The sequence below is a fragment of the Dyadobacter tibetensis Y620-1 genome (genome assembly GCF_000566685.1).
Classification (GTDB): Bacteria; Bacteroidota; Bacteroidia; order Cytophagales; family Spirosomataceae; genus Dyadobacter; species Dyadobacter tibetensis.
The window spans coordinates 150,395-176,189 of record NZ_AZQN01000001.1 but is presented as its reverse complement, the minus strand read 5'-3'; the positions used below and the strand labels follow the sequence as shown (position 1 = coordinate 176,189).

Annotated in this window: 24 protein-coding genes; 9 read left to right on the top strand and 15 right to left on the bottom strand. The window is 43.0% G+C overall.

The features are described from left to right. Nucleotides 1-181: 181 nt before the first annotated feature. The 4 genes from X939_RS0100725 to folP all read right to left on the bottom strand — a co-directional run bounded on the left by X939_RS0100725 (nt 182) and on the right by folP (nt 3,778). Nucleotides 182-1,453, bottom strand: coding sequence for a beta-propeller fold lactonase family protein (locus X939_RS0100725; RefSeq protein WP_025761319.1), 1,272 nt, complete (start codon nt 1,451-1,453; stop codon nt 182-184). Between the two features lie 272 nt (nt 1,454-1,725). Continuing rightward, nucleotides 1,726-1,989, bottom strand: coding sequence for a 30S ribosomal protein S20 (rpsT, locus tag X939_RS0100720; protein WP_025761318.1), 264 nt, complete (start codon nt 1,987-1,989; stop codon nt 1,726-1,728). Between the two features lie 98 nt (nt 1,990-2,087). Then, the gene (cdaA, locus tag X939_RS0100715; protein WP_025761317.1) at nt 2,088-2,891 is read right to left on the bottom strand and encodes a diadenylate cyclase CdaA; all 804 of its coding nucleotides are present in this window, start codon (nt 2,889-2,891) and stop codon (nt 2,088-2,090) included. A 44-nt stretch (nt 2,892-2,935) separates the two neighbouring features. Further along, nucleotides 2,936-3,778 carry a dihydropteroate synthase gene (gene folP, locus X939_RS0100710; protein WP_025761316.1) on the bottom strand — a complete coding sequence of 281 codons (843 nt, stop codon included), beginning with the start codon at nt 3,776-3,778 and terminating at the stop codon, nt 2,936-2,938. Nucleotides 3,779-3,807: 29 nt separating this feature from the next. On the opposite strand from folP, the gene X939_RS0100705 reads away from it, so the two are divergent. The 3 genes from X939_RS0100705 to X939_RS0100695 all read left to right on the top strand — a co-directional run bounded on the left by X939_RS0100705 (nt 3,808) and on the right by X939_RS0100695 (nt 6,069). Further along, nucleotides 3,808-4,365 carry a DUF1599 domain-containing protein gene (locus tag X939_RS0100705; protein ID WP_025761315.1) on the top strand — a complete coding sequence of 186 codons (558 nt, stop codon included), beginning with the start codon at nt 3,808-3,810 and terminating at the stop codon, nt 4,363-4,365. A 71-nt stretch (nt 4,366-4,436) separates the two neighbouring features. Then, nucleotides 4,437-5,528, top strand: a complete 1,092-nt coding sequence (locus X939_RS0100700) for a BT_3928 family protein (protein WP_025761314.1) — start codon at nt 4,437-4,439, stop codon at nt 5,526-5,528. Nucleotides 5,529-5,550: 22 nt separating this feature from the next. Beyond that, on the top strand, nt 5,551-6,069 hold the full coding sequence (locus X939_RS0100695) for a shikimate kinase (protein WP_025761313.1): 519 nt from the start codon (nt 5,551-5,553) through the stop codon (nt 6,067-6,069). 109 nt (nt 6,070-6,178) lie between these two features. Here the strand turns inward: X939_RS0100695 and X939_RS0100690 are convergent, their stop codons facing one another. Further along, entirely contained in the window at nt 6,179-7,750 is a 1,572-nt protein-coding gene (locus X939_RS0100690; protein WP_025761312.1) for a porin family protein, read from the bottom strand. A gap of 113 nt (nt 7,751-7,863) precedes the next feature. Further along, a complete protein-coding gene (locus X939_RS0100685; RefSeq protein ID WP_044198142.1) occupies nt 7,864-9,147 on the bottom strand; it encodes a hypothetical protein in 1,284 nt (427 codons plus the stop codon). Nucleotides 9,148-9,335: 188 nt separating this feature from the next. Here X939_RS0100685 and proS point away from each other — a divergent pair, with 188 nt between their 5' ends. Together proS and X939_RS0100675 are read left to right on the top strand one after the other, a co-directional pair. Then, complete coding sequence (proS, locus tag X939_RS0100680) at nt 9,336-10,811, top strand: proline--tRNA ligase (RefSeq protein ID WP_025761310.1); 1,476 nt, start codon at nt 9,336-9,338, stop codon at nt 10,809-10,811. Nucleotides 10,812-10,885: 74 nt separating this feature from the next. Continuing rightward, complete coding sequence (locus tag X939_RS0100675; RefSeq protein ID WP_025761309.1) at nt 10,886-11,317, top strand: FKBP-type peptidyl-prolyl cis-trans isomerase; 432 nt, start codon at nt 10,886-10,888, stop codon at nt 11,315-11,317. A 67-nt stretch (nt 11,318-11,384) separates the two neighbouring features. On the opposite strand, the gene X939_RS0100670 is transcribed toward X939_RS0100675, so the two are convergent. Beyond that, nucleotides 11,385-12,017 carry an RNA-binding domain-containing protein gene (locus X939_RS0100670; protein WP_025761308.1) on the bottom strand — a complete coding sequence of 211 codons (633 nt, stop codon included), beginning with the start codon at nt 12,015-12,017 and terminating at the stop codon, nt 11,385-11,387. Then, the gene (dprA, locus tag X939_RS0100665; protein WP_025761306.1) at nt 12,014-13,147 is read right to left on the bottom strand and encodes a DNA-processing protein DprA; all 1,134 of its coding nucleotides are present in this window, start codon (nt 13,145-13,147) and stop codon (nt 12,014-12,016) included. The genes X939_RS0100670 and dprA overlap by 4 nt, the downstream gene beginning before the upstream one ends. A gap of 143 nt (nt 13,148-13,290) precedes the next feature. Between dprA and X939_RS0100660 the strand changes: the two genes are divergently transcribed. Further along, a complete protein-coding gene (locus X939_RS0100660; protein WP_025761305.1) occupies nt 13,291-15,111 on the top strand; it encodes an alpha-amylase family glycosyl hydrolase in 1,821 nt (606 codons plus the stop codon). A gap of 103 nt (nt 15,112-15,214) precedes the next feature. Here the strand turns inward: X939_RS0100660 and lepB are convergent, their stop codons facing one another. The 7 genes from lepB to X939_RS0100625 form a co-directional block, all read right to left on the bottom strand. Beyond that, entirely contained in the window at nt 15,215-16,324 is a 1,110-nt protein-coding gene (gene lepB / locus X939_RS0100655) for a signal peptidase I (RefSeq protein WP_025761304.1), read from the bottom strand. A 53-nt stretch (nt 16,325-16,377) separates the two neighbouring features. Next, nucleotides 16,378-17,100, bottom strand: a complete 723-nt coding sequence (dapB, locus tag X939_RS0100650) for a 4-hydroxy-tetrahydrodipicolinate reductase (RefSeq protein WP_025761303.1) — start codon at nt 17,098-17,100, stop codon at nt 16,378-16,380. A gap of 21 nt (nt 17,101-17,121) precedes the next feature. Further along, nucleotides 17,122-17,832 carry a DUF5683 domain-containing protein gene (locus tag X939_RS0100645; RefSeq protein WP_131694690.1) on the bottom strand — a complete coding sequence of 237 codons (711 nt, stop codon included), beginning with the start codon at nt 17,830-17,832 and terminating at the stop codon, nt 17,122-17,124. A gap of 8 nt (nt 17,833-17,840) precedes the next feature. Continuing rightward, complete coding sequence (locus X939_RS0100640) at nt 17,841-18,755, bottom strand: ParB/RepB/Spo0J family partition protein (RefSeq protein WP_025761301.1); 915 nt, start codon at nt 18,753-18,755, stop codon at nt 17,841-17,843. 25 nt (nt 18,756-18,780) lie between these two features. Then, entirely contained in the window at nt 18,781-19,584 is an 804-nt protein-coding gene (locus X939_RS0100635) for a ParA family protein (protein ID WP_025761300.1), read from the bottom strand. A 165-nt stretch (nt 19,585-19,749) separates the two neighbouring features. After that, nucleotides 19,750-20,772 (bottom strand): radical SAM/SPASM domain-containing protein, encoded by a 1,023-nt coding sequence (locus X939_RS0100630; protein WP_025761299.1) that lies wholly within the window; start codon nt 20,770-20,772, stop codon nt 19,750-19,752. Nucleotides 20,773-20,792: 20 nt separating this feature from the next. Further along, on the bottom strand, nt 20,793-21,251 hold the full coding sequence (locus X939_RS0100625) for an Lrp/AsnC family transcriptional regulator (protein ID WP_025761298.1): 459 nt from the start codon (nt 21,249-21,251) through the stop codon (nt 20,793-20,795). Between the two features lie 174 nt (nt 21,252-21,425). Here X939_RS0100625 and ald point away from each other — a divergent pair, with 174 nt between their 5' ends. The 3 genes from ald to X939_RS0100605 all read left to right on the top strand — a co-directional run bounded on the left by ald (nt 21,426) and on the right by X939_RS0100605 (nt 25,530). Next, entirely contained in the window at nt 21,426-22,538 is a 1,113-nt protein-coding gene (gene ald / locus X939_RS0100615; RefSeq protein WP_025761297.1) for an alanine dehydrogenase, read from the top strand. A gap of 651 nt (nt 22,539-23,189) precedes the next feature. Continuing rightward, nucleotides 23,190-24,926 carry a DEAD/DEAH box helicase gene (locus X939_RS0100610; RefSeq protein WP_025761295.1) on the top strand — a complete coding sequence of 579 codons (1,737 nt, stop codon included), beginning with the start codon at nt 23,190-23,192 and terminating at the stop codon, nt 24,924-24,926. An 88-nt stretch (nt 24,927-25,014) separates the two neighbouring features. Continuing rightward, the gene (locus tag X939_RS0100605; RefSeq protein ID WP_025761294.1) at nt 25,015-25,530 is read left to right on the top strand and encodes a hypothetical protein; all 516 of its coding nucleotides are present in this window, start codon (nt 25,015-25,017) and stop codon (nt 25,528-25,530) included. Nucleotides 25,531-25,795: the final 265 nt, after the last annotated feature.

Here is a 25,795-nt window from a genome sequence, read left to right as displayed (position 1 = left end):
AAAAACAGGTTTCCAATCCTTGGTTTCCACTGCAGTTAATACAGGCATTAATACAAGGGTAATATAATATCAATCTGAATCATCCAGCGAAGCCGATGGTATCAGAGCAGATTGCACAAAAAAGGGATCCCTCGTGAAGAGAGATCCCAGTGCAATCATTTCTTAAAAAATTAACCCTAGATCAAGGTATTACCCGCACAGTGTGTGCGCCTTTTCCGAGGCTTACTTTCGCATCTTGTTTTTTCAGTGAAGGCGTCTCTCCTTTGGTTACTGTCCAAAATTCAACCGCTCCATTTCCAGTTCCAAACTCAAGATACTCGAAGACGGTAACGGCAAGATTCGACCCATCTTTATCGAAGGCTACACTTCGTGGATAAATTCCCTCGAATGGATAGTCAGCAACTTTAGACAATGTTCCGTCCGCTCCAATCTTAAACAAAGTCAAGGAAGATCCCACGCCCGAACCAGCCTCGGTCCATTGAGAACCGCTTTTGGCTGCATTTACAACAACCAACATACTTCCATCAGGACTAATGGCAAAAGAACCGGGATTCACACCTACAGCGGTTTGGCTTGCCAGCTGGTGTTCAGTAGAGCCATCCATAGAGAATTTCACCAGCATCAACTCTCCTGCTTCTGTCGATTTCCCTTGCTCTCCTTTAGCATCTACCACGTAATAATTCTTGCCGTCAGTTGAGAAAGACCCGAAAGTAGGTTTCACGCCAACCTTGATGGCCTTACCTACCTGGTCTACATTTTTCAATTTACCGGCTTCCCGAATGACCTTATACATACCCACCTCATTATTATTAAGTGTGTAAGCGATAAAGTCTCCCGACGGGTGCCAGCTTAAGTCCACAATGTGTGTGGTGCTATCCAAGGCTGCCGGCAGATTCAGAAATCGGGTAGGTTTTCCATCGGCAGCAGTTTCAATAAATACTAACTCTTTACCAGCGTCCTGGGTAGAGATGATAAGTTCATTTTTATTTATATCAATAGCCGTAGGATTTTTTCCTACCGGAAAGCCGAATTTGGCTTTGGGATCAGCCAGGTTAGAGATGTCTACCACATATAGCTTCTCTCCAACCGGAAATTCAGAGAGTATATCTTTATATTCTGAGGTACCATCGGCAGGTTTTAGTTTATTTTCCAAAACAAAGGCTAATCTTCCAAAACTTGGAACAGCCATTGTCTTAGTATAACCAATGGCAGAATTGGAAATAATACTACTTCCCACTCCTTTAGTGCCTCTTACCACAGGAAATTTGATGGTCGTCAGTTGATCTTTCGCTGCGATGTCGGTCAGTAATTTACCATCTACTAAAGCAGAAGCTTCCATGTCTCCATCGGAAAGAACAACAATTCCTTTGGCATTGAAATCAATAGTAGACTGGGCAAGGGCTGCTGCCGGACCCATGGCGATTAAACCGGCAAATAGGGCGATTTTTTTCATAAAAATTAAAGTAAGTTAGATTAAAAAATTCGACATTATCCATGCCTTTTTACATGCCGAAAGAAACCCCATAATACCAAAAGGCCTACATAAAGTTTCTTCCACGATAACGCAATATACTATAAATAATGCCCAATAGGAAGAATTGGCCGGTTTAATTAGATGAACACCTTAGGATTTCTGTGGAACGTGCCGGGTAGAAATTATCCATGCAGACACGAAAAAGCCCTGACACTTACGCATCAGGGCTTTTCTATATAAGCTTTTACTTCTTAAGCAGCAACAGCAAGGGTACTTACATGCTTAGCCAATTTTGACTTTTGGTTAGAAGCTTTTTTCTTGTGAATGATGTTCTTCTTTGCCAAACGATCCAACATACTAGCCACAGTCTTGTAAACTTCGATCGCTACAGTTTTGTCAGTAGTATCACGTAGTTTTTTGATATACGAACGGGTAGTTTTATGCTGGTACCGGTTGCGCAAACGCTTTGTTTCGTTCGCACGGATTCTTTTTAATGCTGATTTATGATTTGCCATTGTATAATGATATTATGAGTCTTTTCTCAATCTGTCTGCAAAAATAGAGATAAGCTGGTAAATTGACAAATATTTAAGTTAATAAATTCTTCATTTTTTTATTCTGCCAAGAGTTTCACGTCAGAAGAAAGATATTCTTCTAGTCTGGTGAAGAGCTCCGAAACAGGCACGTTGGAAATTAGCTCACCCTCTATAGCCAGTGAAATTTTACCCGTTTGCTCCGAAATGATAATCACCAGCGCATCCGTGGCTTCACTCATACCTATACCGGCCCTATGTCGAAATCCTAAAGAAGACGAAATATCAATCCCATCGGCAACAGGTAGTACACATCGCGCTGCCTTAAGGCGCCCGTCAATGATCATGACCGCTCCGTCGTGCAACTCACTGTATTGATTAAATAAGGAAACGAGCAGGGGCTTAGACAATTTAGCATCCAGCATATCTCCCGTTTCGATGTACTTCCCCAGATCATCCTTCTTATTGATCACGATCAAAGCTCCCGTGAAGCTGGCTGCAATGGCTTTACATGCTTCGACTATTTCCTTTAAATTATGTGATTTAACATCAACAACCGCACTTCCCAGGATTTTTTTCAACAAACCACTATTGGTATAAATGGTAGACTTACCTATTATTAATAGGAACCTACGAATCTCTTGTTGGAATATCACAATGAGTGCCACTGCCCCTACCCCCATAAAATATTGCAGAATGGCCGTCATCAGCCCCAAGCCCAGCCCTCTAACCACCAAGTAAAAGAAGTAGACAAACAAATACCCCATAAACACCCTACTGGCAATGCTGCCACGCACTAGGGTGTACACCTGATAAAGTAAAATTGTTACTAAAAAAATATCCAGGACATCTGTCCAGTGTATATCCAAAAAACCGATACGCATAAAATTTATAAAAATACTCTGCAAAGTTACAAAAAAATAAACCGTTAATTGGTAATAGCCGTCCAGAGTTGTATCACTTCATGAGCGGCTCTCACATCATGCACTCTCAGTATAGACGTTCCTCTTTCCAGTGCAGCCATATGCAACGCGGTCGTCCCATTCAAGGCCATTTCCGCTGTACAACCTAGGGTTTTCCAGACCATCGACTTCCTGGAGACACCCGCTAGCAAAGGCACATCCAATAATTCTAGTAATGCAAGATCTCTCATTAATTCAAAGTTCTGACTTATATCTTTAGCAAAGCCAAATCCTGGATCTACAATAATGTCAGAAACGCCTAAGGATCTGAGGTAGTCAAGCTTAGGAACCAGTTCACGCACTACATCAGAGGCCACCCGGGTATACCCCGTATGACTTTGCATGTCTTGAGGTGTGCCCCGCATATGCATCAGTATATAAGGCACCTGAAGATCCCCTACCACCGAAAACATGGAGTCGTCAAGCGTCCCTCCCGAAATATCGTTGATCATGTGCCCACCACTTCTGATGGCGCTCTTCGCTACTTCGGAACGAAAAGTATCGATAGATATGATAAATTCGGGTAAATATTTATTGAGTGGTCCTATGATGGGTAATAAGCGATCCATTTCTTCATTCAAGCTCACGTCAGCTGCTCCTGGCCTCGTCGAATAAGCGCCCAGGTCTAGGAATGTTGCCCCCTCCTCCCACATCTGGGCGGCGGCATCTAAGGCTTGCTGAACAGATCTCTTACGGCTGTCAGCATAAAAAGAATCTGGGGTAAGGTTTAATATGCCCATTACCTTGGGTACAGAAAGGTCTAATATCCTACCTCCTACATTGAGCGTTTTTTTACTAACTTGCGGCATAATTAATTCAGTTAACCAGATTACACGACGTGAAATCCACAGAAGCGGAATATCAGGAAATCATTCAGTATTGCCAAGATCTTTTTATAAAAAAAAATCAGGATTATGGTACTTCATGGCGCATACTAAGACTTCCTTCTCTTACCGATCAGATTTATATCAAAGCGCAGCGCATCCGAACGATACAGGAAAAAGGCCTTCAGTTGATAGAAGATGACATAGCCGGCGAATTTATCGGTATAATTAACTATTGCGTAATGGCCCTTATACAGATCAAAGAAAACACGGATCCTAAAGCCGTCTCTACGGGCACCTCCAACTATTCGGAAGCTTATCACCAGGTGGTTGCTGAGGTACAACAACTCTTGTTCAACAAAAATCACGATTATGGTGAGGCCTGGAGAGATATGCGGGTAAGTTCCATGACCGACATCATATTAATGAAACTCCTTCGAATCAAGCAAATTGAAGACAATGCAGGGCAAACGATCGTTTCAGAAGGTATAGCAGCCGGGTACCAGGATATCATTAACTATTCCGTATTTTGCCTGATTCAATCCAACGGACTGTCTACAAATTCCAAGTAACCTTAATTGCTAAGCACACAAAACGGCAATGCAACCGCCTCAAATATTTTAAATCAACCTCATACTATAATATGAAGATTCTAGCCCAAATCTCAAGAGTAATCGTCGGTCTACTATTTGTGTTCTCGGGGCTCATCAAACTGAATGATCCCGTAGGAACACAGTATAAATTGGAAGAATATTTTGAGGTATTCGCTACGGATTTACCTGCCTTCCATGACTTGTTTATAGGCCTTATACCTTTTGCTTTATATTTCTCCGTATTTTTATGTGTTGCTGAGGTCGTATTAGGAATAGCACTTCTGGTGGCCTATAAGCCTAAAACTGTCTCCTGGCTGCTGCTGATTATTATTCTATTTTTCACATTCCTGACCTTCTACTCTGCTTATTTTAATAAGGTAACTGATTGCGGATGTTTTGGAGCGGCTATCAAGCTAACTCCCTGGACCTCCTTCGGTAAGGACCTGTTTTTATTAGCATTAATCTTAATCATTGTATATTATAGGAAAAAATTCAAACCCTTACCAACCGGTATGGTAGTAATGCTAGCCACCTTGGGTTCGCTGGGAGTAGCATTTTATGCATTACGCCACTTACCGCCTATCGATTTGCTGCCCTATCGTGTAGGGGCTAGTATACCAGCTCAGATGAAACCTTCAGAACCAATTCGGTATCAATACATATTCGAAAAAAATGGAGAAACTTTCAAGTTTGAAAAATATCCAAGCGATACGACCTTGGTATTTAAGGACATGATCATTCTTAATGAAGATGCCGCACCAAAAATAACAGACTACCGCGTGTGGAATGATGAGGGAGATTTTACAGAGGAGACTTTTAAAGGGGAAAAACTATTCATAATTCTAAAAAACTTTCATGATATTAATACTGCCGCGCTACCCGGCATTCAAAAGTTGATTTCTGAACTGAAGTCCTCGACTGTTGAACCTATCATTCTCACTTCCGGAAGCAGTGACGAGATTGATCGATTCTTACAAAGTCAGCAGTTAGAAGCGCCCTATTATTATGTTGATGCAACTGTACTTAAAACCATATCACGTTCTAATCCAGGCCTATGGTTACTGAAAGATGGAGTAGTAAGAGGCAAGTGGCATTATAATGACAGTCCTTCGGCAGGAGAGGTAACCAAGCTGGTACAGTGACATTTTTAATTCTAACATATTGATGAAGAATATTATTCTTGTGGGTATGATGTCTTCCGGTAAAACTACCATAGGCAAAAAGTTAGCCCAGAAACTTGGCTATAACTTTGTGGATCTAGACCAGCTTATTGTGGAAGATCAAGGTATGGAAATTACCGAAATCTTCTCACAACATGGTGAAGCATATTTTCGGAAGGTAGAAACCGAACTTTTAAACAAGTTAAGGCCCGATCAAAAGTTGGTGATAGCCTCAGGAGGTGGCACTCCTTGTTTCAATAATAATATGGAAACCATAAATAATTTAGGAATCAGTGTTTACCTTGATCTTCCTGCTTCGGTTTTGGCACAGCGAATAAGACGACATAACAAAGACGACCGTCCTATATTATCGGGAGCCGAATCCCTGGAGGATGTCTTGAACAAAAAAATAAGCGAACGGTCTCCAGATTATAACTTGGCACATTATAAAATTTCAGCTGAGTACTCTACGTCAGAATTGGTAGAAATTATCTCAGGATATATTGTAGAAGAAGGAGTTTAAAAGAATACATAGCCTATTTCAAACGGCCGGCCCTTCATTACAGAAGGGCCGGTCGAAAATAGTATACCGATATATAGGCTCATTGGGGTTGTCTAAAAGGCTAGCTTGGTTATTCTCCAAATAATACTCCCATCGTTAACTGAAAATTCATCGAAGTGTTCTTAACTGATGCTGAATAATAATTTTGAGGATTGTTCAATTCATATGGCGTAAAGGCAGTTTTAAAACTTCCGACAGTACCTGAAAGATCCGCAAAGAAACTTCTCTTACGCACCCCAACTCCCAATGATCCAAAAATCTTCTCGCGGTTTATTCCATTATTCCGGTTTTGGTAAGGATCGGCCAAATAGGCAATTCCTGCACGTGCCCTGAATACGCCCACCCTATATTCTCCTCCAAGACGCACATTCACAGAATTTCTGTAAGTATTCTTTATTTCGGAATTTGTATTAGACTGAAATTCATTATTACGATCTGCATTCATATAACTTGTATTGGTACGCATTCCCGCGTAGCCTATGTACTCAATCGTTCCAGTGACAAAGCCGCTTCTGTTCACCAGGTATGTCGCGCCTATCGAACCCTTAAAGGGTCCTGTAATCCGATAAACAAAGTCATTAGGAGCCATATCTACGTAGTCGTAGGTTGGTTCAAACAAATTGCCTTCCCCGTCAGCTATCATTCCATCCACGAAAGTAGCTCCGTGATAACTGTTAAAGGTCTCCTTTACAGAACTAAAAGTTGGTGAAGACACTTGCCCCCCCAGCTGAAATGATGGATTCAATTTATAGATGATACCCATGTTAAGATTAATGCCATTTCCCTTAACTGATAAATCATCGACCTTCGTATTGGAAACTATATCCGGACTATTCAAATATAGGTCGTCATGATAAAAATTATAATTATAGCGAAGTCTGGTCAAACCTACACTTCCCCCTACATATAATTTATCATCATAGTTTCCTGCATAAGCCAAACTGATCTGTGTACTAGCCCCTTCGGACTTAAAGACGCCGAGTTGATCTACGGCACTATTGGCATCAAGTGCCGACCAAGTATTGGGTACGGTCGTCTGGCTATTTTCAGGATTGATCAGGTAGAGCTGGTAATAAGCTGCTGGCAGACTGTATGCATAGGGTAGACTTCCATTGGATCCGGGATCGAAATCATCCTCTAAGTTTTTAATTGAATATTGATTGACATTGGCATCTTCCACAACCCGATCTAGGAAAGAACTCTTATCATTAATACCGGCATAAGTGAATTGAGTGTGCAGCGACTGCTGCCGGGAAAAAGACAGTCCAAAAGAAGATCTTTTCCACTTGCGTTGAAAACTGGGTTGACTGGTAAATATCAGACTCCCTTGAGCAATATTAAAGTTACCCTTGTTTTCGGACCTCATGGTTCCAATATAATCGGTCTCCGTATTCAGGGTAGACACTGCCGGACTGATAGAAAATTCGGAACGATTGTAAAAGCCTAATCCAGCCGGATTTCCATAGATATTGCTGGCATCGCCTCCCAATGCGGCGTGATTGCCTCCTACCCCCTGAAATCGGGCAGTACCGGTCTGATTACTTTCAGAAAATCGAAATGCCTCTCCAGCATACTGCGCTTGAGTACCTAAAGAAACCAAACTTAATAATGATAAAAATAAATATCGATTTACGTTGATCATGGCCTATTCTGGAATAAGGTTATATTTTACTAGTATACAAACGAAAACCCTGCAAAAAAATGACGTTTTGCAGGGTTTAATTTACTTTTATGCGCTTAACAGCCTCATTAAGATCATCTTGGCCCTCGAGACGATGGACGACTGCTCCCCCCACCAGAGGAAGGTGTACTTGAGCTTCGGCTTGGAGCACTATAGGTTCTTGTTGGAGCCGTATAGGTTCTCGTTGGGGGGGTATAACTCTCTCTGGCTGGAGCTCTGTATGTTTCCGTAGTACGGCTTGGGGTACTATAACTTCTAGTAGGCACACTATTACTCCTTGTAGGGGTCGAGTATGACCTGGTAGGCGTCTCTGAGGGATTGCTATAGGAACGACTCGAAGGTCTGCTATAGGTCGGGTTTGTACCAGAAGTAGTTGACCGAGGACGGGAATAATAAGTATTCGCTTCGGACGAACTACGTAAACTGCTTCTGGAAGTACCGCTTGTAACGCCCGCCTCGGACGACCGGCTGCGTGTTCCATAATAGGTATTGGCCCGTGATGCATTGGATGCAGACCGACTGCTAGTCCCTGATCCGTCAACTGAAGAGCTTCCCTGGCGGGCACTACGTCTTGTACCCGTATTAACTATCGAATTGGTCCGGGAAGTGGTAACCGCCTGATTATTATATCTGCTCGTACCTGACCCAGAGGTTCGAGGCCCTGCAGATCTGATTCCTACCCGTTCATAATTATTATTAACCACGACTACAGGACGGCTATATGCCCAGGGACTAATACCGTAGCCATATCCTCCATAGTAACGATCATACATGCTATAACCCAGCATACTTCCGTATCCCATCATGCCACCGTATCCGAAGGGAGAATAAAAGGGGTCGTACATAAACGGATCATAGAACCCCATCATACTGCGGTAACCAAATGGAGAGTAGCCCATGCCATATCCCATGCCATAGCCAAGCGATAAAGAAGGACGGAAACCAAAACCTCCCATGCCTAGCCTAAAGCTTATACCACTCCCTGGCCAGTAATTACCCATGCCCATAAAGGGATAGGCATTACGGGTCGCCTGATTGTATCCGTCGGCATACCCACTATTATAACCTACCTGATCTGAAACACGGCGCTGCACGTTACGGGATGAAAGATAGTTTTCGTCGTAATAATCGGCCGTACCCTCCTGACCAGACGGGCTATTTTGAGCATAATCTGGATTATCATATCGGGATACTTCACCGGCTTTAGACGATTCGTATCGTGCAACGGGTCCCGAACTACCACCATATAGGTCGTCGTATTCTGCACCTGAGCGGGAGACATAATTATTGGTAGTACACCCCCAGGCACCAAAAACGGCTAATAAAGAAAATATTTTAAATTTATGATTAATCATCATGGCTGCTGTGAGATTAAAAGTTCGGTACTAATATACAAAAAATTTGTACCCTTAATGATATTTTAACATCAAAAATAGTCCATTAATTCCAAAGTTGGTATAATAAACTATCTTTGCACCCAAAAGTAGATCAGGGCTTTTAACCTGTTAAAAGTCCGTATCAAGTCCAAAAATTAATCACCTTAAGCATGAGTAAAGCCTTACCAAAGCGAAGCGAAAACTACTCCGAATGGTATAATGAACTAGTAAAACGGGCCGATTTGGCCGAGAACTCCGCGGTAAGGGGTTGTATGGTTATTAAGCCATATGGTTACTCGATCTGGGAAAAAATGCAGCGTGCTCTGGACGATATGTTTAAAGAGACGGGACATTCTAATGCATATTTTCCTTTATTTATTCCCAAATCCTACCTGAGCAAGGAAGCCTCACATGTGGAAGGATTTGCCAAAGAATGTGCTGTAGTTACCCACTATCGACTAAAGAATGACCCTGACGGCAAAGGAGTTATAGTAGATCCGGATGCAAAACTTGAGGAGGAGCTGATTGTACGCCCTACCTCCGAGACGGTAATCTGGAGCTCCTATAAAAACTGGATTCAATCGTACCGCGACCTACCTCTGTTAATCAATCAATGGGCTAATGTTGTGCGCTGGGAAATGCGCACAAGATTATTTTTGCGAACAGCAGAATTTCTATGGCAGGAAGGCCATACGGCCCATGCTACCTCTGCCGAAGCGGTAGCCGAAACCAAACAGATGTTAGAAGTTTATGCCACATTTGCTCAGGAATGGATGGCCTTACCCGTTGTCAAAGGGGTTAAGACTGCTAATGAAAGATTTGCAGGAGCGGAAGACACCTACTGTATCGAAGCTCTTATGCAGGATGGAAAGGCCTTACAAGCAGGCACCTCTCACTTTCTAGGCCAAAATTTCGCCAACGCATTCGACGTAAAATTTCAGAGCAAAGAAGGAAAATTGGAATATGTATGGGGAACTTCATGGGGAGTGAGTACCAGACTTATGGGTGCCCTAATTATGGCTCATTCCGACGACAACGGATTGGTTCTACCGCCCAAGCTAGCGCCTATCCAGGTGGTGATCGTACCTATCTACAAAAATGAAGAACAGCTTGCGGCCATTTCTGAGGTAGTAGCGCCAATTGCCAAGGAATTAAAAAAGCGCGGCATTTCCGTCAAATTTGATGATAATGATGCGTTTAAACCAGGATATAAATTTGCAGAATACGAACTGAAGGGTGTACCTGTAAGGCTCGCCCTAGGTGCGCGTGACCTGGAAAACAATACGGTGGAAGTGGCCCGCCGTGATACCAAAACCAAAGAGACCGTTTCTCTTCAGGGAATTGAGTCCTACATCTCAGACCTACTGGATAATATACAAGAAACGATTTACAATAAAGCCCTTGCATTCCGCGAAGAGAACACCACCTCGGTGGATAGTTATGAAGAATTTAAGGAATTGCTCGATGGTAAGGGGGGCTTCATACTGGCCCACTGGGACGGAACTCCAGAGTCGGAGGAAAAAATTAAAGAAGAAACCAAAGCAACTATTCGCTGTATTCCTTTGGACCAAAAGGAAGAATCTGGCACCTGCATTTATAGTGGAAAGCCCTCAAAGGGACGGGTTGTATTTGCACGGGCATATTAATTTTAAGACTTTTGTAATCCGGCCGGTCGACGGGAAATATTTATTTCGATCGAAAAAACTAAACAATTTCAATTATGAAACAAGCGCAAGCAGGTGATACCGTTCAAGTTCATTACAAAGGAACACTTACTGATGGTCAGTTATTTGATTCATCGGAAGGACGTGAACCACTTAGCTTTCAATTGGGAAGCGGCATGGTGATAAAGGGATTTGACGACGGTGTTGCCGGTATGGCCATTGGAGAGAAAAAAACAATCAATATTCCTAACGAAGAGGCTTACGGCCCCGTGAATGAGGAAATGGTTATTAAATTTCCCAAGGCTCAAATCCCTTCTGATATTCCTTTGGAACTTGGAAGCACCTTAAATATGCATCAGGAAGGTAACGGTCAAACGGTGCCCGTAGTTATAAAGGAAGTAGGAGATGAATTTGTGGTATTGGATGCCAATCACCCTCTAGCGGGCAAGGATTTGGTATTCGAATTAGAATTAGTAAGTATAGATTAATTGCGAAGCCAATTTTCTATTTTTTTAAAATTTTTGGGCGACCGGTATAAAAACTGGTCGCCCTATTTTATTCCGCCCATTTTAAACTGAATGATCCGGATCCTGCTCTAGACACTTTCATTAAAATTTGTTTTTCGGCCAAATCATTTAACATGCGCTCAGCCCTTTTCTCTGATATATTGATCACCTTGCTAAAGGCCTTTGGGTCGATCGTATCCTGTTCTCTAAGCATATTAATCAGGGTCTTAACATGGCGCGATGCCAGAAGTTTTTGGGTATCGGCATCCACATCTCCTGTCATGAGAAGTCGGGGAATAGGTATGCTCTTATCTTTTACCCTAATGTAAATGATTCTTTCGCCTTTCTCATTGATCAAAAAATGAGGCTTATCATCGCTTTCAGCGACCTCAACTCTTAAAATCACCCTGCCATCTAGCTTGATGGTTTTTATAGTTAGAACCAAGGGAGGATCCATTAGCTGGGTAGCAGCTCTTTCCAGCTTTTGTAGCTCGTGCAGTTCCGATGGTACACCCAGCACCTCTCCCTGATCTCCTACTCCTACGAGTAAAATTCCCCCTGAGGTATTAGCAAATGACGTAAGGGTTTTGGCAATCTTAAAGACGCTATCGATCCTTCTCTTAAATTCAATAACGAGGCCTTCACCCTCCTTGATAAGTTCTATTGTAGATTTTGTTTTCAAATCAGACCGTATTTTTTGCCAGGAAAAGATTTTACCACTCCTTGAAATTCTAAACTCAGCAAGAGGTTGGCCAACTTATTTAAGTGCATCCCAGACTGCCAGGCAATCTCGTCTAAATGTAAAACGCCCTTCTGGTGCAGCAGAGCAAGTAATTGTCCTTCATCCTGGGTATACCCTTCAAATATGCCGTATTTAGGCCCTAGAGTCGCGCTGTCACCGAATAATGTTGGCTCTGGTTGTTGGTTCCATCCTAAGGCCTCTGCCATATCATTGACCGAAGTAAAGATAGCGGCCTTATTGTCGCGAATCAAGGCATTACAACCTTCTGAAAAAACTTGTCCCAAATTACCCGGAACTGCATACACTTCCCTATGATAATTGAGGGCAAACTCTACCGTGATCAAACTCCCCCCTTTTTTGGCCGATTCTATAACTATGGTTACATCCGACAATCCAGCTATAATCCGGTTTCGGGCAGGGAATCTTGAGAAATCTGGGCGGGTGCTTAAAGCATTTTCCGTAACAATTCCTCCATTTTCCATCATGTCTTTCGTTGTACGTATATGCGCTTCTGGATATATCACATTCAGGCCGCTAGCCAGAATGCCGATCGTAGGGAGTTGATGCTTAACACAGGCTCTATGCGCCGTAATATCCACCCCATATGCCAAACCACTTACCACCAAGGGCCCGTATGGGCTCAAGTCTCGAATCATGGACTCAGTAACCATTTTGCCATACTCGCTCACCTGACGAGTACCCACAATACCGATAACCAGACCTAAATTAAAGTTGAAGAAGCCTCGGGAATATAAAACTATGGGTGCGTCATATAGCGCCTTCAGCCGGCTGGGATAATCATTGTCCGTATAAAAATAAAGATGGGTGTTACTCCGTAAACAAGCTTCATACTCCTGCTGACCGAAGGCCAGACCTGACTTTAATAGAATGGTTCGAGCCATTTTTTCCCCAACCCCTGGCACTTTCATTAATTTTCTAAAGTCACTATTGAATACGTTTATCGCACTTCCGCAATAACTGATGAGCTGTCGAACCGTTACAGCACCTATGCCCGGGGTATGAATCAGGGCAAGTATGCCAATTTTTTCATCTACCGTTAACTCTGACATGGTCTTGGCGTTGAAAGTTAATGAAAAGATACTTGTCCGGGCATCCGTCCTGAATTCCCCACTTTAGGAGTTGGCACGGGAATTGCCCATGCACCTTTCAGATTCATTTATAGTAAAAATAGCAATAATCTTCACAAATCAATATGGATTCAAAAGTTAATGATACCGTAATCTCCGATATATCGGAGATTGGTATGGGAGCCAACTGCCTGGACAATGGCGTAAGTTTTAAAGTATGGGCCCCGCATGCCGAGGCAGTATCGGTATCAGGAAGCTTTAATGATTGGGATTCATCGGCCCATCCTTTACAAGCCATGGACCATGGGCACTGGGGAGCCATCGTGCCCGAAGCGAAGGAAGGTGATGAATACAAATATATATTAAAGACGGCTCAGGGAGAACTGAGCAGAAATGACCCCTACGCTACCAAAGTCACTAATTCGGTAGGAAATAGTGTCGTCTATAATCACAATTCATTTGACTGGGCCGACGATTCTTTTCAGATACCCGCCTGGAATGAGCTAGTGATTTACGAAATGCATATAGGCACGTTCAATGTCGTAGAAGAAGGAAGAGTAGGCACATTCGAATCGGCCTTGGAACGACTATCTTACCTGAAGGATATGGGTTTCAATGCCATCGAATTAATGCCTTGTACCGAATTTGCCGGAGATAAATCCTGGGGTTATAATCCATCGAACCCCTTTTCTATAGAATCGGATTATGGTGGGCCGGAAGGGCTGAAAAAGTTTGTCAAGGCAGCGCACGAAGCCGGAATAGCGGTTATTCTAGATGTTGTTTACAACCATTTCGGCCCTTCCGATCTGGACCTTTGGCAATTTGATGGTTGGCAAGAAAACGATCATGGTGGAATCTATTTTTATAACGATTGGAAGTCAGAAACACCATGGGGAAATACACGCCCTGATTACGGTCGACAAGAAGTACGTCAGTACATTTATGATAACGCCATGATGTGGCTCCGCGATTACCGCATAGATGGACTCCGAATGGATATGGTACCCTATATCAGGAATGTCAAGGCCGACGGAAACCCTGGCAACGATATCCCTGAAGGAATGACTCTTATCCAATGGATTAATCATGATATTCAAAAGTACTTCCCCAATAGAATCACCATTGCCGAGGATATGCATGCCCTCAGCTTCATTACCGACAGTACCGACAGCGGCGGTCTGGGTTATGGGTCACAATGGGATGCTAGCTTCGTCCACCCGGTGAGAGAGGCGATTATCACTCAGCATGATGAAGACAGAAGTATGGAATCGCTAAAAAATGCGGTACTTCATCGCTATAATAACGACGTGTTTCAAAGAATTATTTACACAGAGTCTCATGATGAGGTGGCCAATGGACAGGCCCGAGTGGCCGAAGAAATAGCTCATGACGACGTAAATAACTGGTATTCTAAAAAGAGAGCCTCATTAGGTGTTGCCATGGTCTTAACTTCTCCCGGGATTCCTATGATATTCCAGGGGCAGCCCCTCTTAGAGGATAAGTGGTTCTCGGATAATGATCCGCTCGACTGGTCCCGTCTCGAACGTTTCGAAGGGTTTGTTCAGTTGCATAAGGAACTGATACACTTACGCAGGAACTGGTATGGGGTTACAGCTGGTCTCCAGGGCCAGAATACTCAGGTCATCCGCGTAGACGAGGATCATAAAGTTTTGGTCTACCATCGCTTCCAGGAAGGTGGGCCGAAAGACAGCGTAGTCATGGCATTTAACTTTTCAGCATCAGGCTACGAAGACTATAAAGTAGGTTTCCCTGCCACGGGAGCGTGGCAACTGCGATTTAATAGCGACGCAGCCAAATTCGATCAAGATTTCTCTGACATGGCACAACATGACCTTGAAGGATACGAAGGAGAATATGATAATCAACCGGCATTTGTATCAATGAACCTCCCTCCCTACTCTGTTTTGATTTTCTCACAGGAGTAAGAAAACCTAACACTTATAAGCGGTTAACGGAGCTTTAATAACCAGAGAAGGCTGTCCTTGGGACAGCCTTCTCTGGTTATTAAACTAAAAAATAATTCAGTATTTAATCGATTACTCTAAACAACCGATTCCAGCGTATTTTGTTAAAGAAGCTGGTAGGATTCGGATCTAAGGACATCCAAACGAATACCGCCTTTCCGACGATATGATCGAATGGCACAAAACCCCAATAACGGGAGTCCGCAGAATTGTGACGGTTATCTCCCATCATAAAGTAATAGTCTTGCTTAAAAGTGTATTCCGAAATGGTTTTTCCATCAATTTGTACGCTATTGTCCGATACCTCTACCCTCTCATGATCCTCATAATTTTTAATCACAGGACCATACATAGCAATATTCTCCGGGGTGAGCTGAATGGTCATACCCTCCGATGGAACGGTTACCGGGCCATAATTGTCACGATTCCATTTGAATAGGTTAGAGTTAGGATATAGCATGGGTTCGCTAATCTCTTTCGGTGACATTACGGTAGTAACGGAAGAAACGAAATCGTAACTTTCCAATGTCTTGGCAATATCAACTGTTGTCCAAACCAGGTAACCTTTTTTATTATTGGATGGAATGGTATCTCCAAAAGTCTCCTCATAGGCCTGGAACTCCGAAATGCCATTCTCACGAAACACTTTGGTTTCATTTACTGGTGTAGTGGTAGCTACAAAATATTCATTTTCCATTCTTACCGGATCCGGGACTTTCTCACCATTGGCGAATACCTCTAGATTTCGGACTTCTAATTTGTCCCCAGGCAACCCCATACATCTTTTGATATAGTTGGTTTTCAAATCGATAGGATGCTGCAGTTCGGGAGGATAGTTAAATACGACCACATCACCCCTCTTTACTTCGCTGAAACCAGGAAGGCGGTACTGAGGTAATTGTATGGCATCCGAATAAGATGGAATATTGGTTCCCCAGATGGTCTGGTGGGTCAACGGAACCTGCAAGGGAGTTTTAGGAGTACGGGTACCATAATGCAGCTTACTTACAAATAAGAAATCTCCTACCAGCAGGCTGTTTTCCATAGAGGGGGTAGGAATGGTAAAGGCCTCAAAAAAAAGCCAGCGAATCAGGGTTGCGGCCACTACCGCAAAGAGCACCGAATCGAACCATTCTCTTAAAGGGGATTTATGTTTTTTAGAAGAAGTAGCCATATATGTAATTTTAGATAACTATGAGGATTTAAGGGACAATTTATTGTGGGGGGCTATGATTCCAGATGAGCAAGCATATCATCCATACCGAATATGCCTGATTTGTCTTGAAGCCATTCGGCAGATACTACGGCTCCCAGCGCAAAGCCCTGACGGCTATGGGCGGTATGGGCAATTTCTATCGTATCTATTTCGGATTCATAACGAATTATATGCGTACCAGGCACTTCTCCTTTCCGCTCTGCTGTAATCGTAATGGCTTCCTTTTCAGTATCGGGAGCAAGGGTATATTTGTTAATACCGTCGTACTCGGCAATGACTCCTTCCGCTAAGGTAATTGCAGTACCACTTGGCGCATCCAGTTTATGGATATGATGAATCTCCGTCATCGAAGGCTGGTAGCCTTGTCCATTCATGAGTCTGGCTAATATTTTATTTAGTCTGAAAAATAGATTCACGCCAATACTATAATTAGAGGCATAGAAAAAGGAACCTTTTTCTGCAGCACATAGAGTTTCTATTTCTGACTTATGTTCCAGCCAACCTGTCGTTCCACTTACGATAGGCCATCCCTTTTTAATGCAATAAGTAATGTTATCGTATGCCGCCTCAGGAGCACTAAATTCTATGGCGACATCTACATCATCTTTTCCTAAAACTTCCAGGTCATTACGATTGGAAATATCAATTCTACCGACTATTTGGTGTCCTCTTTCCAGGGCTATTTTCTCAATGGTTTTACCCATTTTTCCATAACCAAGCAATAATACTTTCATCAAACAATATTTTTAGGTACGCTATTTAATATTTAAAACCAGGCGTAGACCCGGTGCCGGAAGCAGCAAACCAGGCTGCTGCAATTTAGGGCCTACTTTCAGGCTTAGATCTTCTGACAAGTCAAATGTTTTGAGATGGGCCGCCACATTTGCTTCCACGATCGTTAGTCCATAAATAAGACCTGCCACAATAATGGATAAATTTTTATTTCTACGCCAGTAATTTTTCCCCCTTTTTACTTGATCAATGGTTAATTCCTGAACCGTATTCTCGGTATGAAAAAGGTTTCGTACCAAGACCGGACGAGTACTCGCTCCAGTCACCTGACCATAATCCGGATTATCCACCAGTTCACCATCACTATTTAAGATTTTTTCATTCAAATCGTAAAAGGATTTGTAGGCTGATAAATAATCCTGATATTTTATTTGATTGAGCACATAGGCATAAATGCCCCCTCCTATACCCAGATAAATAATGGGCAATTTCCAATAATCGCGATTATAAAATTGACCACCTCCTGGCACAAGAGCCCAGCGAGTAGCCTTTTTGGGTACAGGAATAAATTTCGATAGCTTCGCAGCGGACATAGAATCTGCAGATATCGTTGTTACACTATCTTGTACCTGCGCGCCTTCCGGAGTAACTTTCAGACTATCGGTTATTATCACCTGCCCCAAAAGAGGTAGACTGACGCAAATTGCACAAAAAATTTGTAGAATGGTTTTCAAGGGCTATTTTATAATTTCAGCGTATCCAATATCCTCTTTAACTCCTCTTCAGAAGCAAAAGGGATTTTGATTTCCCCTTTATGATTGGGATTGCTCTTAACTGATACCTTGGCACCAAACAGGGAGGAGAGCTGAAATTGTAGCGTCTTTAGTTCCTGAACAGGGACGGAATTTTTGGCCGGATTGGAAGCTGTTGCCGAAGTAGTACCTAACCTACGGACTTCTTCCTCAACTTTACGCACCGACCACCCCTCGTCTATGGTTTTATTAAAAATTGCCAGTTGATTTTCTTCACTATGTATGGTAATCAGCGCCCGTGCATGTCCCATGCTAATCTGACTGTCCCTGAGTGCTGCCTGAATGACAGGTGGAAGTTTCAGCAGCCTGATGTAATTATTCACCGTTGTGCGATTCTTACCGACCCTGGCACCCAGTTCATCCTGCTTGAGGCTACATTCCAAAATCAGCCGCTGGTAGCTTAAGGCAATTTCAATCGCATTAAGATTTTCACGCTGAATATTCTCTATAAGCGCCATTTCCAGCATCTGCTGATCGTCAGCAGAGCGAATATAGGCTGGAATTCGCTCCATCCCTATTGACCGAGAGGCCTCCAGTCGTCGCTCTCCAGAGATGAGCTGAAAACGATCGGGCCCCAGTTGCCTTACGGTGATGGGCTGAATAATACCTTGTACTTTTATAGAGTCAGCAAGCTCCATCAAAGCTTCATGGTCGAAATGGGTTCGTGGCTGGTAGGGATTCGATTCGATGAGTTCGAGCTCAATTTCACTCATCCCACCAATGGTTTCGCTGGGTATGATACGTGCGGCCGTACGCGGTGTGTTCACCTTGTCTGAATCCTGAAGCAAAGCACCAAGTCCTCGCCCCAACCCTGTCATACGCTTATTCTTATTGCTATTGTCCATAGAATGCTTCCTCCGTTTCAAAAACTCAGTGTCCGTTTACCCCCATTTGATTATCGGCGGAGAAGTGTCCGTTTTTTTCAAGAATTTCCCTTGCCAGATTCAAATAACTAACCGCCCCCTTGCTTTCTGCATCTTGAGCCATTACCGGAATACCATAACTTGGGGCTTCACTAATACGAACATTTCTAGGAATAATTGTGTTAAAAACTAAAGACTGAAAATGATTAGTCACTTCATTTACGACTTGATTGGATAGTCTGAGTCGAAGATCGTACATAGTCAAAAGAATGCCTTCAATGATTAAGTCCGTATTTAGTCGAGACTGAATAATGGTGATAGTATTGAGTAGTTTGCCTAAGCCTTCCAGGGCAAAGTATTCACATTGAACAGGAATAATCACTGAATCCGCCGCAGTAAGACTGTTAATCGTAATTAAGCCTAGAGAAGGAGAACAATCAATGATTATAAAATCATAAAGATCTTTAATTCCAGCCACGGCAAGCTTCATTCGATGTTCCCGATCTTTCAGATTAATCATTTCAATCTCTGCCCCTACCAGATCAATATGTGAAGGAATGAGATGTAGGTTGGGAAAATCGGTCTCTATGATTATACTAGCCGTTTCCACCTGCTCAATCATGCATTCGTAAATGCTATTCTCCATGTCCTGAGGGTTGAAGCCCAAGCCCGATGTTGAATTAGCCTGAGGATCTGCGTCGATGATCAGGGTGCGAAATTCTAATGCAGCTAAACTCGCTGCCAGATTTATCGCTGTGGTCGTCTTTCCGACACCGCCTTTTTGGTTTGCTATTGCAATTACTTTGCCCATGAATATTGTGAGTTACCAGACGTCAAATTTCCGTTATTCATATCAATCTACCAAAAAATGTTCCACGGAGTTATAACAATCTTCTTTAATGTTCTCATATACAAGTCATTATCAAAGATTATTATTTAATTAATTTTTAAGTATCCGCTCTATGAAGGCTATGTTTCACGCCCAGACGGCAGTACCCTCCGTACAATTTTTGCACATTTCAATCTCTGATCTGGATTTAATTAAAGAAGCACGGAAATCACTATATTTTTTGCCTCTCCATAATTCCTTGAACGTCTGCTGTTTCATATCACCCAGTTTATATTCCGCATCTTTATCGAAACAACAAGGTACTACCGCTCCATCCCAGGTGATTACGCAGCTATGCCACATCTTCCAACAATGGTCTACAAACTTATTTTTTATGCTGTATCTTCCAGATTCTTGCTTCTTATATCTTGAATATTTGTCAATGGTTGGAATTAGATCGGAACCTTCCTCGTAATCATATATCTGGGCAGTCTTCAACCCAACTTCATCCACACCCATCTCTTTAGCCAAGGCCTGTACCTCGGCGATCTGATGTTCATTGGGCTTGACGACCAAAAATTGAAAAATGACATGAGGCGTACTGGATTTAAGCTCCTTTTTCCATTTTACAATATTTCGGGTTCCTTCCAGGACCTTCTCCAGACTCCCGCCCACCCGATACTGTTCATATACATCTTGGGTAGTCCCATCAATAGAGATTATCATCCGATCCAAGCCCGATTCCACAGTCCGCTTCGCCTTTTCATCTGTAAGGTAGTGCCCGTTAGTAGAAGTGGCTGTATAAATCCCTTTTTTGTGCGCATAGGACACCAGATCGAAAAATTTGGGATGCAGATAAGGCTCACCCTGAAAATAAAAAATCAAATAAAGCAGCCGATCGGCGAGTTCATCAATGGTACGTTTATACAGACCCTCTTCCATCATACCAGTCGGTCGGGTAAAAGAGCGTAGCCCGCTAGGGCATTCAGGACATCGCAAATTGCAGGAGGTCGTAGGTTCAAAAGAGATGGCAATCGGCATTCCCCAGTGAACCGGACGGCGGGTAGCTTTTGAATAAAAATAACTTCCCAATATTTGAATGGCATTCAAGGCCCTCTTCGGGGTCACTTTCGACAGCAAATTAAGCCCGTCTTTGATATTCTTGTTCATTGATGTTCATGGCTGAGACTCTAAATAGAGATCTCGGTGGTATATTTTATTTCGGATATGGCGAAGTAAGTACTAATATGCAATACGCTGGTGAGTGCCGAAAGCTTAAACTGATAGAATTGATTGAAGGCCTCTCCATCTTGTACAATGATCTTCAACATATAATCAAAATTACCAGATACCATTGAACATTCAAGCACTTCTTCCATTTCTTTCACTGAAGCGTTGAAATCTTCAAAGCTTTCCTTCTGCTGTTTATCCAATGTCACATGACAAAATACCATCAGTGGCCTACCCAATGCCTTCCGATTAAGAAGCCCTACATATCGATCTATAAAGCCTTCTTTCTCCAATTTTTTGATGCGCTCATGCACCGGGGTAACCGACAAATTGATGTCACTGGCAATTTCTTTAATGGTCAATCTAGCATTACGCTGTAAATGCCTGAGAATTTTCTTGTCTATCTCGTCGGGAAACATGCTTAGATTATTTTTCTATAGGAAGGAAAAAAATAAAAAATTATTAGAAATAATTTCTAGCAAATATATCATTACTAGTTTTATTTTTCAATATTTTTATCTATATCAGGAAATATTTTTACTGTACCTTATTTTTGTAGGAAAATAAACTAAACAAACTAAATCGGCATCAATATGATCATTGGCGTTCCTAAAGAAATCAAAAACAATGAGAACCGAGTAGCCGTGACTCCGGCTGGGATCACAGAATTCAAAAAGAAAGGACATAGCATTTATGTGCAGGCTGGGGCCGGTCTAGGAAGTGGTTTCTCCGACGAAGACTATAAGGAAGCGGGAGCCGATATCCTGCCGGGTATCGAGGAGGTATATGCCATAGCTGAAATGATCATCAAGGTAAAAGAACCTATTGAGGAAGAATATGACCTTATCAGGGAAGGTCAATTGCTCTTCACCTACTTCCACTTCGCCTCTTCAGAGAAGCTTACACATGCTATGATAGAGCGGAAGGCAATCTGTCTTGCCTATGAAACCGTAGAAAAAACCGATAGGAGCTTGCCCCTACTCGTTCCTATGAGCGAAGTCGCCGGTCGCATGGCCGTTCAAGAAGGTGCCAAGTTTTTAGAGAAACCTTCTGGAGGTTTTGGAATCCTGTTAGGCGGTGTTGCAGGGGTCAAACCTGCCCAGGTACTCGTATTAGGAGGAGGAGTGGTAGGTACGCAATCAGCAAAAATGGCGGCGGGTCTGGGAGCCAATGTTACCATCGCCGACGTCAACTTACAACGCCTTCGCTACCTGGAGGACATCATGCCGGCTAATGTCGATACCATCATGTCCAATGAGTACAATATCAAGGAGCAAATCAAACAAGCCAACTTGATTATCGGAGGAGTTCTGATCCCGGGGGCTAAAGCACCTTCGCTCATTACACGGGATATGCTAAAGTTAATGAAACCGGGTACTGTAATGGTTGATGTTGCCATTGACCAGGGGGGCTGTTTCGAGACCTCCCATGCCACGACTCACGAAGATCCGATCTACGTGATCGATGAAGTCGTTCACTATTGTGTAGCCAACATGCCTGGGGCAGTGCCATACACTTCCACTTTGGCCCTAACCAATAGTACGCTTCCTTATGCGTTACAACTAGCTAATAAGGGCTGGAAGAGCGCCTGCCAGGATAACCTTGAACTTCAAAAAGGGCTTAATGTTGTCAATGGACTGGTTGTCTTTGATGGAGTTGCCGAAGCATGGAACCTACCCTATACCCCGGTTAGCCAAGTCCTTTAATCGCCCATGCCACCGCCTATCAGCTCAGGCGGTGGCATATGCACCTCAAGTGTACTGTGTAAACAAGCAGAATGCAAAATTTGAATGGGTAGTCCTGCTGATGATATTTCCCTCATCCTAAAATTTGTTGCCTGCTCAATCTATAGAGGAACAAAAGGCACCAAGGTAATTATCAGCACATTTATGATAATTCAAAGGAGCACTATTATTATATCATTTACCCATGTCACTATTCCTGCCCCTTTTGTCACTTTCATGAAATATTCCAATTATTTTAAGACAACATAGTGCTTAGGAATATTTTTTTATCTATTTTTGCATAAAATTTTGAACGAACATCCGTTCGCTTCTCTGCTTCATAATTCGGTAAGAGCCAACGATTGGCCGCCCAACCTATTCCATATGTCTGGTTGGCATACCGCTTCCTTACGCAGAGCCCCACGGATTGTTTGTGGTGGGCTTTGCACAATCCCTATTTAAATTATCGTTCAGGAGACCATCGGATGGGCTCAGGCTTGATTTAAGCTTCCATTCGCCGGACCAACAGCAAGTGTGCAAAAAATTTGCTATGAATCCAGGTTTTAAAACCTGGCTACATGGTCTGGTGTACCCTGTATTTTGATTTTAGAATAATATAATAACAACAATAGAATGACAACTGAAATTATTGAATCTTTCTCAGAGCTTGGTCTCTCAGAAAACACCCTGAAAGGCTTAACAGAAATGGGTTTTACCAAACCTTCTCCAATACAAGCTCAGGGAATCCCGGCCGTAATGGGCGGCTCCGATGTTATAGGACAGGCCCAGACAGGTACCGGTAAGACTGCCGCATTTGGAATACCCGTTTTAGAAAGAATAGATATCAGCAATAATGCTGTTCAAGCTTTGGTTTTATGTCCTACCAGAGAATTAGCTGTTCAGGTATCAGAAGAACTAGGCCGCTTGGCAAAATTCCACAGAGGCGTTCGTATTGAAGCAATTTATGGAGGAGACTCTATAGAGCGTCAGATTCGCTCTCTGAAAAAAGGTGTACATATCGTCGTGGGGACTCCAGGACGGGTAATGGACCATATGGAACGGAGAACCTTGAAGTTTGACGAGGTACGTATGATGGTTTTGGACGAAGCTGATGAAATGCTTGATATGGGTTTCCGCGAGGATATCGAAAGCATTTTGGCAGATATGCCCGAAGATCGCCAGACGATCCTATTCTCGGCTACCATGTCCAAGCCAATTATGTCGATCACCAAGCGTTTTTTGAATGATCCAGTGTTGATTAAGGTCGTTAGAAATGAACTTACCAACCAGAACATTGAACAGGTGTGCTACGAAGTGAAGCCTCAGGCTAAACTCGAAGTAATGACCCGATTGATCGATATGTATCACCTGAAATCACTTTTGGTATTCTGTAATACCAAACGGAAGGTTGATGAAATCGTAGAGGAACTTCAGCTACGGGGTTATGCTTCCGAAGGTATCCATGGTGACCTTCGTCAGCAACAACGGAGTAATGTAATGAGCAAATTCAAGGCTGGCGTGACTACTATCCTGGTGGCTACCGATGTGGCCGCTCGTGGTATTGATGTTAGTGGGCTCGATGGAGTAATCAATTTTGATATCCCTCTTGACGAGGAATATTATGTTCACCGTATTGGCCGTACAGGCCGTGCAGGAATGTCTGGAAAGGCATTCTCCCTGGTAGCCCGTGACGAAAAATTCCGTCTTCGTCAAATCGAAAATTATACGAAAGTAAAAATTGAAAAAGGCGTTATTCCATCTTATGAAGATATCGTTGGGGTAAGAAAAGCTCGTTTCGTGGAAAGCATTACCGCTACCATAGAAGCCGGAGAAACCGATCTGTACCAAGATGTTCTCGAAATGCTTCAACACAGCGGATATGCTATTGAGCAGATCGTAGGCGCTATGGCCAAGCAGATAATGGGTGTTCAGAAAAACGAATACGCCGACAGCAATATGTCATGGGAAGAAAAGCGCGGAGATCGTGGAGATCGTCGTGAGTCTTCTGACCGTTTCGATCGCCGAAGAGGTGGTAGCCGATTCGATAGAAGTGAAGGTCGGGGCGATCGCTTTGAAAGAAGAAGTGAAGGCGGGCGTTCTGGCGACTCCCGTAAAGGAGGAGCTCCAGAAGCGGGAATGACCCGTCTGTTCCTAAGCCTGGGCCGCAAAGACCATATACTACCTAAGGATATCGTTGGCGCTATTGCAGGAGAATCCAATATTCCTGGTAAAACAATTGGTGCTATAGACATTTACGATAAATTTACTTTCGTAGATGTGCCTGAGCGTGATGCCAAAGCAGTAATGCGCGCCATGGACGGAAATACCATAAAAGGTAAGCCTGTTCAGATCGACATCGCTAAAGTATAGTCAACAGTTTTGTGTTGATGATATCAAAAAGGAGCTTGTATAAAGCTCCTTTTTTTTGTTACCTTGAGTGCTGAAATCACTATCATTTATGGAATCAACAACGAATTTAGAAGTTTGGCTAAGAGGCCCCATAACAGATGTACCAGCCTTGCTACAGCCTGTGGCACATGCACTTTTACAGTCTGTAGAAGAATTAGAGAAGGCCGGAATAGGCTTTCCAAGTCCTTTATTATGGGAAAGGCCTTGTCAAACTGCGTCGGTCGGCTTTCATCTCCAACACCTCAGTGGAATACTCGACAGATTATTTACCTATGCAAGAGGTGAATCGCTTAACGAAAATCAACTCAACTATTTAAAGCAAGAAGGCCACGCACCATATCCAAATTGTAGCTTCCATCAGCTTTTTTCTTCCTATCAGCTACAGGTTGAAAAATGCTTGGATCAACTTAAAACCGTAAACTTAGACCACCTAACCGATCTACGATACGTAGGCCGGGCCATGATCCCTTCTACACAAATAGGTCTTCTGTTTCATGCCGCCGAGCATGCTCAAAGACATGTAGGGCAACTCATCGTGACGGCACGCATCCTCCGTCAGTCGTAGCCTATCTGCTGCCCCTGCACATGCCAAAGAGGTAACTAACTATACACAGCAAGGTTGCATCATCAAAGTAACGATTTCAGTATAGCAACCAGCATGGTTTGCAAGCATGACTGTCCAACCGTAAATCCTGACCTGCCCCTGATATTTGTAATGTCACTTGGGAATATTGAATTTCAAGATATTAGCAAAGGAAGGGTAGCTAAAAAAGTCCTGTTCAATAATGATTTCTAAAGAAAAACCTAAAAGAACTAACCTTAATCCCATA